This window comes from Burkholderia anthina, from assembly GCF_001547525.1.
Classification (GTDB): domain Bacteria; phylum Pseudomonadota; class Gammaproteobacteria; order Burkholderiales; family Burkholderiaceae; genus Burkholderia; species Burkholderia semiarida.
Window position 1 is genome coordinate 19,994 of the sequence record NZ_CM003768.1, and the last position, 12,085, is coordinate 32,078.

20 protein-coding genes are annotated in these 12,085 nt (G+C 60.0%); all 20 read left to right on the plus strand.

All coding sequences use genetic code 11. The features are described from left to right. Positions 1 to 13: 13 nt before the first annotated feature. The 20 genes from fusA to rplR all read left to right on the plus strand — a co-directional run bounded on the left by fusA (position 14) and on the right by rplR (position 12,072). Positions 14 to 2,116, plus strand: coding sequence for an elongation factor G (gene fusA / locus WS64_RS00105; protein WP_060965476.1), 2,103 nt, complete (start codon positions 14 to 16; stop codon positions 2,114 to 2,116). 42 nt (positions 2,117 to 2,158) lie between these two features. Then, on the plus strand, positions 2,159 to 3,349 hold the full coding sequence (gene tuf, locus WS64_RS00110; RefSeq protein WP_034209732.1) for an elongation factor Tu: 1,191 nt from the start codon (positions 2,159 to 2,161) through the stop codon (positions 3,347 to 3,349). Positions 3,350 to 3,636: 287 nt separating this feature from the next. Next, a complete protein-coding gene (gene rpsJ / locus WS64_RS00115; protein WP_004199280.1) occupies positions 3,637 to 3,948 on the plus strand; it encodes a 30S ribosomal protein S10 in 312 nt (103 codons plus the stop codon). 178 nt (positions 3,949 to 4,126) lie between these two features. Beyond that, complete coding sequence (rplC, locus tag WS64_RS00120; protein WP_006482922.1) at positions 4,127 to 4,777, plus strand: 50S ribosomal protein L3; 651 nt, start codon at positions 4,127 to 4,129, stop codon at positions 4,775 to 4,777. Next, the gene (rplD, locus tag WS64_RS00125) at positions 4,777 to 5,397 is read left to right on the plus strand and encodes a 50S ribosomal protein L4 (protein ID WP_006477192.1); all 621 of its coding nucleotides are present in this window, start codon (positions 4,777 to 4,779) and stop codon (positions 5,395 to 5,397) included. Before rplC ends, rplD begins: the two co-directional genes overlap by 1 nt. Continuing rightward, positions 5,394 to 5,708 carry a 50S ribosomal protein L23 gene (rplW, locus tag WS64_RS00130; protein WP_004199275.1) on the plus strand — a complete coding sequence of 105 codons (315 nt, stop codon included), beginning with the start codon at positions 5,394 to 5,396 and terminating at the stop codon, positions 5,706 to 5,708. The genes rplD and rplW overlap by 4 nt, the downstream gene beginning before the upstream one ends. A 2-nt stretch (positions 5,709 to 5,710) precedes the next feature. Further along, positions 5,711 to 6,538 carry a 50S ribosomal protein L2 gene (gene rplB / locus WS64_RS00135; protein ID WP_034209733.1) on the plus strand — a complete coding sequence of 276 codons (828 nt, stop codon included), beginning with the start codon at positions 5,711 to 5,713 and terminating at the stop codon, positions 6,536 to 6,538. 10 nt (positions 6,539 to 6,548) lie between these two features. Next, entirely contained in the window at positions 6,549 to 6,824 is a 276-nt protein-coding gene (rpsS, locus tag WS64_RS00140) for a 30S ribosomal protein S19 (protein ID WP_004199273.1), read from the plus strand. Between the two features lie 12 nt (positions 6,825 to 6,836). Further along, the gene (rplV, locus tag WS64_RS00145; RefSeq protein ID WP_004199272.1) at positions 6,837 to 7,166 is read left to right on the plus strand and encodes a 50S ribosomal protein L22; all 330 of its coding nucleotides are present in this window, start codon (positions 6,837 to 6,839) and stop codon (positions 7,164 to 7,166) included. Between the two features lie 11 nt (positions 7,167 to 7,177). Next, a complete protein-coding gene (gene rpsC / locus WS64_RS00150) occupies positions 7,178 to 7,978 on the plus strand; it encodes a 30S ribosomal protein S3 (protein ID WP_006482899.1) in 801 nt (266 codons plus the stop codon). 2 nt (positions 7,979 to 7,980) lie between these two features. Continuing rightward, positions 7,981 to 8,397 (plus strand): 50S ribosomal protein L16, encoded by a 417-nt coding sequence (gene rplP, locus WS64_RS00155; RefSeq protein ID WP_006482873.1) that lies wholly within the window; start codon positions 7,981 to 7,983, stop codon positions 8,395 to 8,397. Positions 8,398 to 8,406: 9 nt separating this feature from the next. Continuing rightward, positions 8,407 to 8,601, plus strand: coding sequence for a 50S ribosomal protein L29 (gene rpmC, locus WS64_RS00160; protein WP_006400652.1), 195 nt, complete (start codon positions 8,407 to 8,409; stop codon positions 8,599 to 8,601). Next, on the plus strand, positions 8,598 to 8,870 hold the full coding sequence (rpsQ, locus tag WS64_RS00165) for a 30S ribosomal protein S17 (protein WP_006477189.1): 273 nt from the start codon (positions 8,598 to 8,600) through the stop codon (positions 8,868 to 8,870). Before rpmC ends, rpsQ begins: the two co-directional genes overlap by 4 nt. A gap of 309 nt (positions 8,871 to 9,179) precedes the next feature. Further along, positions 9,180 to 9,548, plus strand: a complete 369-nt coding sequence (gene rplN / locus WS64_RS00170) for a 50S ribosomal protein L14 (protein WP_006482918.1) — start codon at positions 9,180 to 9,182, stop codon at positions 9,546 to 9,548. A 9-nt stretch (positions 9,549 to 9,557) separates the two neighbouring features. Continuing rightward, positions 9,558 to 9,866, plus strand: a complete 309-nt coding sequence (gene rplX / locus WS64_RS00175) for a 50S ribosomal protein L24 (RefSeq protein WP_006477187.1) — start codon at positions 9,558 to 9,560, stop codon at positions 9,864 to 9,866. 16 nt (positions 9,867 to 9,882) lie between these two features. Beyond that, complete coding sequence (gene rplE, locus WS64_RS00180; protein ID WP_006482882.1) at positions 9,883 to 10,422, plus strand: 50S ribosomal protein L5; 540 nt, start codon at positions 9,883 to 9,885, stop codon at positions 10,420 to 10,422. A gap of 7 nt (positions 10,423 to 10,429) precedes the next feature. Next, positions 10,430 to 10,735, plus strand: a complete 306-nt coding sequence (gene rpsN, locus WS64_RS00185) for a 30S ribosomal protein S14 (protein ID WP_006482884.1) — start codon at positions 10,430 to 10,432, stop codon at positions 10,733 to 10,735. A gap of 14 nt (positions 10,736 to 10,749) precedes the next feature. Beyond that, entirely contained in the window at positions 10,750 to 11,145 is a 396-nt protein-coding gene (rpsH, locus tag WS64_RS00190; RefSeq protein ID WP_006477185.1) for a 30S ribosomal protein S8, read from the plus strand. Positions 11,146 to 11,163: 18 nt separating this feature from the next. After that, on the plus strand, positions 11,164 to 11,694 hold the full coding sequence (gene rplF, locus WS64_RS00195; RefSeq protein WP_006477184.1) for a 50S ribosomal protein L6: 531 nt from the start codon (positions 11,164 to 11,166) through the stop codon (positions 11,692 to 11,694). A gap of 12 nt (positions 11,695 to 11,706) precedes the next feature. Next, positions 11,707 to 12,072: a 50S ribosomal protein L18 gene (rplR, locus tag WS64_RS00200; protein WP_006477183.1), complete on the plus strand. Its 366-nt coding sequence runs from the start codon at positions 11,707 to 11,709 to the stop codon at positions 12,070 to 12,072. Positions 12,073 to 12,085: the final 13 nt, after the last annotated feature.

A 12,085-nucleotide genomic window follows, 5' to 3' on the forward strand; every position in this document is an offset into this window, starting at 1 on the left:
GTAGAGGATCAAAGTGGCTCGCAAGACTCCTATCGAGCGCTACCGCAATATCGGTATTAGCGCTCACATCGACGCCGGCAAGACGACGACGACCGAGCGCATTCTGTTTTACACCGGTGTGAACCACAAGATCGGTGAAGTCCACGACGGCGCAGCCACGATGGACTGGATGGAGCAGGAACAGGAACGTGGCATCACGATCACGTCCGCTGCTACCACGGCCTTCTGGAAGGGCATGGGCGGCAACTATCCGGAACACCGCATCAACATCATCGACACCCCGGGCCACGTCGACTTCACGATCGAAGTGGAGCGTTCGATGCGCGTGCTCGACGGCGCGTGCATGGTGTACTGCGCAGTGGGCGGCGTGCAGCCGCAGTCGGAAACGGTGTGGCGTCAGGCGAACAAGTACAAGGTGCCGCGTCTCGCGTTCGTCAACAAGATGGACCGTACCGGCGCGAACTTCTTCAAGGTCTACGACCAGCTCCGTCTGCGCCTGAAGGCGAACCCGGTTCCGGTCGTGGTGCCGATCGGCTCGGAAGAAAACTTCAAGGGCGTGGTCGACCTGATCAAGATGAAGGCGATCATTTGGGACGAGGCGTCGCAAGGCACGAAGTTCGACTACGTCGAGATCCCGGCCGAACTCGCCGAGACCTGCAAGGAATGGCGCGAAAAGATGGTCGAAGTGGCTGCCGAAGCCAGCGAAGACCTGATGAACAAGTACCTGGAAGAAGGCGATCTGCCGGAAGCCGACATCGTCAAGGCGCTGCGTGATCGTACGATCGCATGCGAAATCCAGCCGATGCTGTGCGGTACCGCGTTCAAGAACAAGGGCGTGCAGCGTATGCTCGACGCCGTGATCGACTTCCTGCCGTCGCCGGTCGACATCCCGCCGGTCAAGGGCGAACTCGAGAACGGTGAAGAAGCAGAGCGCAAGGCGTCGGACGACGAGAAGTTCTCGTCGCTCGCGTTCAAGATCATGACCGACCCGTTCGTCGGCCAGCTGATCTTCTTCCGTGTGTACTCGGGCGTCGTCAACTCGGGCGACACACTGCTGAACTCGACCAAGGGCAAGAAGGAACGCCTCGGCCGTATTCTGCAGATGCACGCGAACCAGCGTGAAGAAATCAAGGAAGTCCGCGCAGGCGACATCGCCGCAGCGGTCGGCCTGAAGGAAGCCACCACGGGCGACACGCTGTGCGACCCGGCGAACCCGATCGTTCTCGAACGCATGGTGTTCCCGGAGCCGGTGATTTCGCAGGCGGTCGAGCCGAAGACCAAGGCCGACCAGGAAAAGATGGGCCTCGCACTGAACCGTCTGGCTCAGGAAGACCCGTCGTTCCGCGTGCAGACCGACGAAGAGTCGGGCCAGACCATCATTTCGGGCATGGGCGAGCTCCACCTCGAAATTCTGGTCGACCGGATGAAGCGTGAATTCGGCGTGGAAGCGACCGTCGGCAAGCCGCAGGTTGCGTACCGCGAAACGATCCGTTCGACGGCGAAGGATGTCGACGGCAAGTTCGTCAAGCAGTCGGGTGGTCGCGGTCAGTACGGTCACGCAGTCATCACGCTCGAGCCGAACGAACAAGGCAAGGGCTACGAGTTCTTCGACGAGATCAAGGGTGGTGTGATTCCGCGTGAATACATCCCGGCGGTCGACAAGGGTATCCAGGACACGCTGAAGTCGGGCGTGCTGGCCGGCTTCCCGGTCGTCGACGTGAAGGTTCACCTGACGTTCGGTTCGTACCACGACGTTGACTCGAACGAAAACGCGTTCCGCATGGCCGGTTCGATGGCGTTCAAGGAAGCGATGCGCAAGGCGAACCCGGTGGTCCTCGAGCCGATGATGGCTGTCGAAGTCGAGACGCCGGAAGACTACATGGGCAACGTGATGGGCGACCTGTCGGGCCGTCGCGGTATCGTCCAGGGCATGGAAGACATGGTTGGCGGCGGCAAGATCGTGCGCGCCGAAGTGCCGCTGTCGGAAATGTTCGGCTATTCGACGTCGCTGCGCTCGCTGACGCAAGGTCGTGCAACGTACACGATGGAGTTCAAGCACTACGCTGAAGCTCCGCGCAACGTTGCCGAAGCGATCATCAGCGCGAAGTCGAAGTAAATCTGTAGCTCTCAATCGATTATTTTTTGAAAGAAGAGAATCATGGCAAAAGAAAAGTTTGAGCGGACCAAGCCGCACGTGAACGTTGGTACGATTGGTCACGTTGACCATGGCAAGACGACGCTGACGGCAGCGATCACGACGGTTCTGACGAAGAAGTTCGGCGGCGAAGCGAAGGCGTACGACCAGATCGACGCGGCACCGGAAGAAAAGGCGCGCGGCATCACGATCAACACGGCACACGTCGAGTACGAAACGGCTAACCGCCACTACGCACACGTCGACTGCCCGGGCCACGCTGACTACGTGAAGAACATGATCACGGGCGCGGCGCAGATGGACGGCGCGATCCTGGTTTGCTCGGCAGCAGACGGCCCGATGCCGCAAACGCGTGAGCACATCCTGCTGGCGCGTCAGGTTGGCGTTCCGTACATCATCGTGTTCCTGAACAAGTGCGACATGGTGGACGACGCGGAACTGCTCGAGCTGGTCGAAATGGAAGTTCGCGAACTGCTGTCGAAGTACGACTTCCCGGGCGACGACACGCCGATCGTGAAGGGTTCGGCGAAGCTGGCGCTGGAAGGCGACACGGGCGAGCTGGGCGAAGTGGCGATCATGAACCTGGCAGACGCACTGGACACGTACATCCCGACGCCGGAGCGTGCGGTTGACGGCGCGTTCCTGATGCCGGTGGAAGACGTGTTCTCGATCTCGGGCCGTGGTACGGTGGTGACGGGTCGTGTCGAGCGCGGCATCATCAAGGTCGGAGAGGAAATCGAAATCGTCGGTATCAAGCCGACGGTGAAGACGACCTGCACGGGCGTGGAAATGTTCCGCAAGCTGCTGGACCAAGGTCAGGCAGGCGACAACGTGGGTATCCTGCTGCGCGGCACGAAGCGTGAAGACGTGGAGCGTGGCCAGGTTCTGGCGAAGCCGGGTTCGATCACGCCGCACACGCACTTCACGGCTGAAGTGTACGTGCTGAGCAAGGACGAAGGCGGCCGTCACACGCCGTTCTTCAACAACTACCGTCCGCAGTTCTACTTCCGTACGACGGACGTGACGGGCTCGATCGAGCTGCCGAAGGACAAGGAAATGGTGATGCCGGGCGACAACGTGTCGATCACGGTGAAGCTGATCGCTCCGATCGCGATGGAAGAAGGTCTGCGCTTCGCGATCCGCGAAGGCGGCCGTACCGTCGGCGCCGGCGTCGTCGCCAAGATCATCGAGTAATATCGACGATCCGCGGATCCCTCCGGGGTCCGCGATTCCGCGGTAAGCAGCTGCGTACCGTCGAAACCGGGTGTCCAGTTCGATCTGGCACCCGGTTTTTCCTTGTGGCGTACGAAGCGCTGCATTGACAAACGCGCACCACCACCGCGAATTTTCGTGTAGAATCGCGGGCTTAGCAGTGGAAGTACCGTCCGGAACCTGATGCTTCGCTCCCCGCTGGCGTCATGTTTCACGTTCTTTTAGTGTCCGGCGATGCAACATCGCCTCGCTCTTTTCAAGGAATTGTCATGCAGCAACAGAAAATCCGCATTCGCCTGAAGGCTTTCGACTATCGTCTGATCGATCAATCGGCCGCCGAAATCGTCGATACCGCGAAGCGGACTGGCGCAATCGTCCGTGGCCCGGTGCCGCTGCCGACGCGCATTCAGCGTTTTGACATCCTGCGTTCGCCGCACGTCAACAAGACGTCGCGCGATCAGCTCGAAATCCGTACCCACCAGCGCCTGATGGACATCGTCGATCCGACGGACAAGACCGTCGATGCGCTGATGAAGCTCGATCTGCCGGCTGGCGTCGACGTGGAAATCAAGCTGCAGTAAGGCTTCCAGCGCCGCCCGGCGTGCCGGGCGGCGCTAAGTCTTTGTATTGCTTGCGGAAATCGCAGAGTCGGGCTATACTGCTTGGCTTTTCGCGTATTCGCGTAAAAAAGCTGGGCCTTGCGTGCCCGGCATTTTGTAAATCAGCCCCGACCAATCGCAGTCGGGAATGGAGAAAATGATGAGCCTTGGACTCGTAGGTCGCAAGGTTGGCATGACCCGTATCTTCACGGCGGAAGGGGATTCGATTCCCGTCACCGTGCTGGACGTGTCGGACAACCGCGTGACGCAGATCAAGACTGTTGAAACCGACGGCTACACGGCCGTGCAGGTTGCATTCGGCTCCCGCCGCGCATCGCGCGTGACGAAGCCGCTGGCAGGTCATCTCGCCAAAGCCGGTGTCGAAGCCGGTGAAATCCTCAAGGAATTCCGCATTGACGCGGCCAAGGCAGCCGAGCTGTCGAATGGCGCCGTGGTCGGTGCAGATCTTTTCGAAGTGGGCCAGAAGGTCGACGTGCAAGGCGTGTCGATCGGTAAGGGCTACGCCGGTACGATCAAGCGTTACAACTTCTCCTCCGGCCGTGCCACGCACGGTAACTCGCGCTCGCACAACGTGCCGGGCTCGATCGGTATGGCGCAGGATCCGGGTCGTGTTTTCCCGGGTAAACGCATGACGGGTCACATGGGTGACGTGACGGTGACGGTGCAGAACCTCGAAATCGCTCGTATCGACGCAGAGCGCAAGCTGCTGCTCGTGAAGGGTGCGATTCCGGGCGCGAAGGGCGGCAAGGTCTTCGTGACGCCGGCCGTCAAGACCAAGGGGGCGAAATAATGGAACTCAAGCTCCTGAACGAAAATGGTCAGGAAGGTGCAGTGGTCAACGCATCGGACGTCGTGTTCGGTCGTGACTACAACGAAGCGCTGATCCACCAGGTCGTCGTCGCTTACCAGGCGAATGCTCGCCAGGGTAACCGCGCACAGAAGGACCGTGAGCAAGTCAAGCACACGACCAAGAAGCCGTGGCGCCAGAAGGGTACGGGCCGCGCTCGTGCCGGTATGTCGTCGAGCCCGCTGTGGCGTGGCGGTGGTCGTATCTTCCCGAATTCGCCGGAAGAAAACTTCTCGCACAAGGTCAACAAGAAGATGCATCGCGCAGGTCTCTGCTCGATCTTCTCGCAGCTGGCCCGTGAAGGCCGTCTGTCGGTCGTCGAGGACATCATCCTCGAAGCGCCGAAGACCAAGCTGCTGGCCGACAAATTCAAGACCATGGGTCTCGACTCCGTTCTGATCATCACGGACACGGTCGACGAGAACCTGTACCTGGCTTCGCGCAACCTGCCGCACGTGGCGATTGTCGAGCCGCGCTACGCTGACCCGCTGTCGCTGATCTACTTCAAGAAAGTGCTGGTCACGAAGGCTGCGGTCGCCCAGATCGAGGAGTTGCTGTCATGAGCGAGATTCGCAAGAACGATCATCGTTTGATGCAGGTCCTGCTCGCACCGGTGATCTCGGAAAAGGCGACGCTGGTTGCCGACAAGAACGAGCAAGTCGTGTTCGAAGTCGCACCGGATGCCACGAAGCAGGAAGTGAAGGCGGCTGTCGAGCTGCTGTTCAAGGTTGAAGTTGATTCGGTCAACGTGCTGGTGCAGAAGGGCAAGCAAAAGCGCTTCGGCCGTTCGATGGGCCGCCGCAAGGACGTGAAGAAGGCGTACGTTTGCCTGAAGCCCGGCCAGGAAATCAACTTTGAAGCGGAGGCCAAGTAATCATGGCAATCGTGAAAGTTAAGCCGACATCGCCGGGTCGCCGCGCGATGGTCAAGGTGGTCAACAAGAACCTGCACCAGGGCAAGCCGTACGCGGCACTGCTCGACTCGCAGAGCTCGACCGCCGGCCGTAACAACAACGGTCGTATCACCACGCGTCACAAGGGTGGTGGTCACAAGCAGCACTACCGTATCGTCGATTTCCGTCGCACGAAGGATGGCATCCCGGCAAAGGTCGAGCGTCTCGAGTACGACCCGAACCGTAGCGCGAACATCGCGCTGGTGCTCTACGCAGACGGCGAACGTCGCTACATCATCGCCCCGAAGGGCCTGACCGTCGGCCAACAGCTGATGTCGGGTTCGGAAGCGCCGATCCGTGCAGGCAACACGCTGCCGATCCGCAACATTCCGGTCGGTACGACGATCCACTGCATCGAGATGCTGCCGGGCAAGGGCGCGCAAATGGCGCGTTCGGCTGGCACGTCGGCCATGCTGCTGGCACGTGAAGGCGTCTACGCGCAGGTTCGTCTGCGTTCGGGCGAAATCCGCCGCGTGCACATCGAGTGCCGTGCAACGATCGGTGAAGTCGGCAACGAAGAGCATAGCCTGCGCCAGATCGGCAAGGCTGGCGCGAACCGCTGGCGCGGTATCCGCCCGACGGTGCGTGGCGTTGCGATGAACCCGGTCGATCACCCGCACGGTGGTGGTGAGGGCAAGACGGCTGCAGGTCGCGACCCGGTGAGCCCGTGGGGTACGCCGGCTAAGGGTTACCGCACCCGCAGCAACAAGCGCACGACGACGATGATCGTCCAGCGCCGTCACAAGCGTTAAGGAGTAGGCAATGGCACGTTCTGTAAAAAAAGGTCCGTTCTGCGACGCCCATTTGCTGAAGAAAGTTGAGGCGGCTGCAGCTTCGCGCGACAAAAAGCCGATCAAGACCTGGTCGCGTCGCTCGACGATTCTGCCGGATTTCATCGGCCTGACGATCGCTGTTCACAACGGCCGTCAACACGTTCCGGTGTACATCTCGGAAAACATGGTCGGCCACAAGCTTGGCGAGTTCGCACTGACCCGTACGTTCAAGGGTCACGCGGCCGACAAGAAGGCCAAGAAATAAGGGGCAATCAAGATGGAAGTGAAAGCAATTCATCGCGGTGCCCGCATCTCGGCGCAGAAAACGCGCCTTGTGGCTGACCAGATCCGCGGTTTGCCGGTCGACAAGGCGCTGAACGTCCTGACGTTCTCGCCGAAGAAGGCGGCTGGCATCGTGAAGAAGGTTGTGCTGTCGGCAATCGCGAATGCGGAGCACAACGAAGGCGCTGATATCGACGAGCTCAAGATCAAGAGCATCTACGTCGACAAGGCTGCATCGCTCAAGCGTTTCACCGCGCGCGCCAAGGGCCGCGGTAACCGCATCGAGAAGCAATCCTGTCACATCACTGTGACGGTCGGGAATTAAGGAGCCATACGATGGGACAGAAAATTCATCCGACTGGCTTCCGCCTGGCTGTCAGCCGCAATTGGGCTTCGCGTTGGTACGCGAACAACAACAATTTCGCGGCGATGCTGCAGGAAGACATCGGTGTTCGTGAATACCTGAAGAAGAAGCTGAAGAACGCTTCGGTCGGTCGGGTCGTCATCGAGCGTCCGGCGAAGAACGCGCGCATCACGATTTACAGCTCGCGTCCGGGCGTGGTCATCGGCAAGAAGGGCGAGGATATCGAACAGCTGAAGACGGAACTGCAACGCCGCATGGGCGTGCCGGTTCACGTCAACATCGAGGAAATCCGCAAGCCGGAAACCGATGCTCAGCTGATCGCCGACTCGATCACGCAACAGCTCGAGCGCCGGATCATGTTCCGTCGCGCGATGAAGCGTGCGATGCAGAACGCGATGCGTCTGGGTGCCCAAGGCATCAAGATCATGAGCGCAGGCCGTCTGAACGGTATCGAAATCGCTCGTACGGAGTGGTATCGCGAAGGTCGCGTGCCGCTTCACACGCTGCGTGCTGATATCGACTACGCGACTTCGGAAGCGAAGACGACTTACGGGATCATCGGCGTCAAGGTGTGGGTCTACAAGGGCGATACGCTCGGCCGCAACGACGCACCGGTGGTGGAAGAAGTAGCCGAAGACAAGCGTCCGCGTCGCAATGCGCGTCCGGGCGACCGTCGTCCGCGCCGTGACGGCGAAGGCGGCGCTCCGGGTGCTCGTCGTGGCGCACCGCGCCGTGGCGCCGGCAAGCCCGAAGACGGCAAGACTGGAGAATAACGATGCTGCAACCGAAACGCAGAAAGTATCGTAAAGAGCAGAAGGGTCGTAACACCGGCAAGGCGACGCGCGGCAACGCAGTGTCGTTCGGTGAATTCGGCCTGAAGGCGATCGGTCGCGGTCGTTTGACCGCACGTCAGATTGAAGCGGCGCGTCGTGCAATGACGCGTCACATCAAGCGTGGCGGCCGCATCTGGATCCGGATCTTCCCGGACAAGCCGATTTCGCAGAAGCCGGCCGAAGTGCGTATGGGTAACGGTAAGGGTAACCCGGAGTACTACGTCGCCGAGATTCAGCCGGGCAAGATGCTCTATGAAATGGACGGCGTAACCGAAGAACTGGCACGCGAAGCGTTCCGTCTGGCTGCAGCCAAGCTGCCGCTGAAGACGGCATTCATCGTGCGCCAGCTCGGCGCCTAAGGAGAAAACATGAAGGCTTCCGAACTTCTCCAGAAAGACCAGGCCGCGCTCAACAAGGAGCTGGCGGACCTGCTGAAGGCGCAATTCGGCCTGCGCATGCAACTCGCGACCCAGCAGCTCACGAACACGAGCCAGCTGAAGAAGGTTCGTCGCGACATCGCACGTGTGCGGACCGTCATGACTCAGAAGGCGAACCAGAAATGAACGATAGCGTGAAAACCTCGCTGAAGCGGACGCTGGTCGGTCGGGTCGTCAGCAACAAGATGGACAAGACCGTCACCGTGCTGATCGAGCACCGCGTCAAGCACCCGATCTACGGCAAGTATGTCGTGCGTTCGAAGAAGTACCACGCGCACGATGAAGCGAACACCTACAACGAAGGCGATCTCGTCGAAATCCAGGAAACGCGTCCTGTTTCGAAGACGAAGGCCTGGACGGTGTCGCGCCTCGTCGAAGCCGCTCGTGTCATCTAAGCGGGCAGCGCAGTAGGCAGTAACGGGCACTTCGTCACGAAGTGCTTGAAATCGCAAAGTTTTTGCTTGCGTGACCGGGATTATTTGTTATAATCCCGGTCTTCCCTCTTTATGGGAGCCCCGTCGCGGGCGAAGTTGGTGGGGGAAGCGGACTGGCGCCTGCCTGTCCGAAAGATTCACCGAATTGCGATGGCGGGTTTCGTTTGCCGTCGCTGCTGTTCCAACCCAAGCAGCCGATTGGCTGACGGGACCAAGACTGACCGAATGCATCATGGTGGTGCATCCGGATTAAGTTGGGAAAGACAAACCATGATCCAGACCGAATCTCGGCTCGAAGTAGCCGACAACACGGGTGCACGTGAAGTCCTGTGCATCAAGGTGCTCGGCGGCTCGAAGCGTCGTTATGCCGGCATTGGCGACATCATCAAGGTGAGCGTCAAAGAGGCAACGCCGCGCGGGCGCGTGAAGAAAGGCGAAATTTACAACGCCGTGGTGGTCCGCACCGCCAAGGGCGTGCGCCGTCAAGACGGCTCGCTGATCAAGTTCGACGGCAACGCCGCTGTGCTTTTGAATAACAAGCTCGAGCCGATCGGCACCCGTATCTTCGGGCCGGTGACGCGTGAGCTGCGTAGCGAACGATTCATGAAGATCGTTTCGCTGGCGCCGGAAGTGCTGTAAGGAGTCGCGATGAACAAGATTCGCAAAGGTGACGAAGTCATCGTCGTCACTGGCAAGGACAAGGGCAAGCGCGGCGTCGTGCTGGCTGTCGGTGCTGAACATGTGACGGTTGAAGGTATCAACCTCGTCAAGAAGCATGTGAAGCCGAACCCGATGAAGGGTACGACGGGCGGCGTGGAAGCGAAGACGATGCCCCTGCATATTTCGAACGTCGCACTGGTCGACGCGAATGGCAAGGCGTCGCGTGTTGGCATCAAGGTCGAGGAAGGCAAGAAGGTTCGCTTCCTGAAGACGACCGGTGCCGTACTGAGCGCCTGACGCAGCGGAGTAAAAAATGGCTCGTTTTCAAGAGTTTTACAAAGAAAAGGTTGTGCCCGGCCTGATCGAGAAGTTCGGTTACAAGTCGGTCATGGAAGTGCCGCGCATCACCAAGATCACGCTGAACATGGGTCTTGGCGAAGCGATCGCTGACAAGAAGATCATCGAGAACGCCGTTGGCGACCTCACGAAGATCGCCGGCCAGAAGCCGGTCGTCACGAAGGCCCGCAAGGCAATCGCTGGCTTCAAGATCCGCCAGGGTTACCCGATCGGCGCGATGGTGACGCTGCGTGGCCGCGCGATGTACGAATTCCTCGACCGTTTCGTGACGGTTGCCCTGCCCCGCGTGCGTGACTTCCGCGGTGTGTCGGGTCGTGCTTTCGATGGCCGTGGCAACTACAACATCGGTGTGAAAGAGCAGATCATTTTCCCCGAAATCGATTACGACAAGATCGACGCACTGCGTGGGCTGAACATCAGCATCACGACGACTGCGAAGACCGACGACGAAGCAAAGGCTCTGCTCGCCAGCTTCAAGTTCCCGTTCAGAAACTGAGGTTACCGTGGCTAAACTGGCACTGATCGAACGTGAAAAGAAGCGCGCCCGCCTGGTCGCGAAGTTCGCAGCAAAGCGCGAAGCGCTGAAGGCGATCGTCGAAGACCAAAGCAAGTCGGAAGAAGAGCGCTACGAAGCACGCCTGGAGCTGCAGCAACTGCCCCGCAACGCAAACCCGACCCGCCAGCGCAACCGCTGCGCGATCACGGGCCGTCCGCGTGGCACGTTCCGTAAATTCGGCCTCGCGCGTAACAAGATTCGTGAAATCGCATTCCGTGGCGAGATTCCTGGCCTGACCAAGGCGAGCTGGTAATAGGAGAAACGTAAATGAGCATGAGTGATCCTATCGCCGATATGCTGACTCGCATCCGCAACGCGCAGATGGTCGAGAAGGTATCGGTCGCGATGCCCTCGTCGAAGGTCAAGGTTGCAATCGCGCAAGTCCTGAAGGACGAAGGTTATATCGACGATTTCGCCGTGAAGGCGGAAGGTGCGAAGTCCGAGCTGAATATCGCGCTGAAGTACTACGCAGGTCGCCCGGTCATCGAACGCCTCGAGCGCGTGTCGAAGCCTGGTCTGCGCGTGTACCGCGGCCGTAACGACATTCCGCAGGTCATGAACGGCCTCGGTGTGGCAATCGTGTCGACGCCGAAGGGCGTGATGACCGACCGCAAGGCGCGCGCTACCGGCGTCGGCGGCGAAGTCATCTGCTACGTCGCTTAAAGCCGAGGAGAGAGAAACATGTCTCGAGTAGGTAAGAGCCCGATCGCGCTGCAAGGCGCGGAAGTCAAGCTGGCCGACGGTGCGATCACCGTCAAGGGCCCGCTGGGCACCATCACGCAAGCGATCAATCCGCTCGTGAACGTGGCGAACAACGACGGCACGCTGAATCTGTCGCCGGTCGACGAAAGCCGCGAAGCAAATGCACTGTCGGGCACGATGCGCGCGATCATCGCGAATGCCGTGCACGGCGTGACCAAGGGTTTCGAGCGCAAGCTGACGCTGGTTGGCGTCGGTTACCGTGCGCAAGCGCAAGGCGACAAGCTGAACCTGTCGCTGGGTTTCTCGCACCCGGTGGTGCACCAGATGCCGGAAGGCGTCAAGGCCGAAACCCCGACGCAAACCGAAATCGTGATCAAGGGGATCAACAAGCAACAAGTCGGTCAAGTGGCTGCGGAAGTCCGCGGTTACCGTCCGCCGGAGCCCTACAAGGGCAAGGGCGTGCGTTATGCCGACGAGGTTGTGATCCTCAAAGAAACGAAGAAGAAGTAAGGGTGCGCAATCATGGATAAGACTCAATCTCGCCTGCGCCGCGCTCGCCAGACGCGTATCAAGATCGCTGAGCTGCAGGTCGCGCGTCTCGCCGTGCATCGCACGAACACGCACATCTACGCTCAAGTGTTCTCGCCCTGCGGCACCAAGGTGCTCGCCAGCGCGTCGACGCTCGAAGCTGAAGTGCGCGCTGAACTGGCCGACAAGTCGGGCAAGGGCGGCAACGTGAATGCCGCGACGCTGATCGGCAAGCGTATTGCCGAGAAGGCAAAGGCTGCCGGCATCGAATCCGTCGCCTTCGATCGCTCGGGCTTCCGCTACCACGGCCGCGTCAAGGCGCTGGCTGAGGCAGCTCGCGAAGCTGGGCTCAAGTTCTAAGGAAGGAATTCGT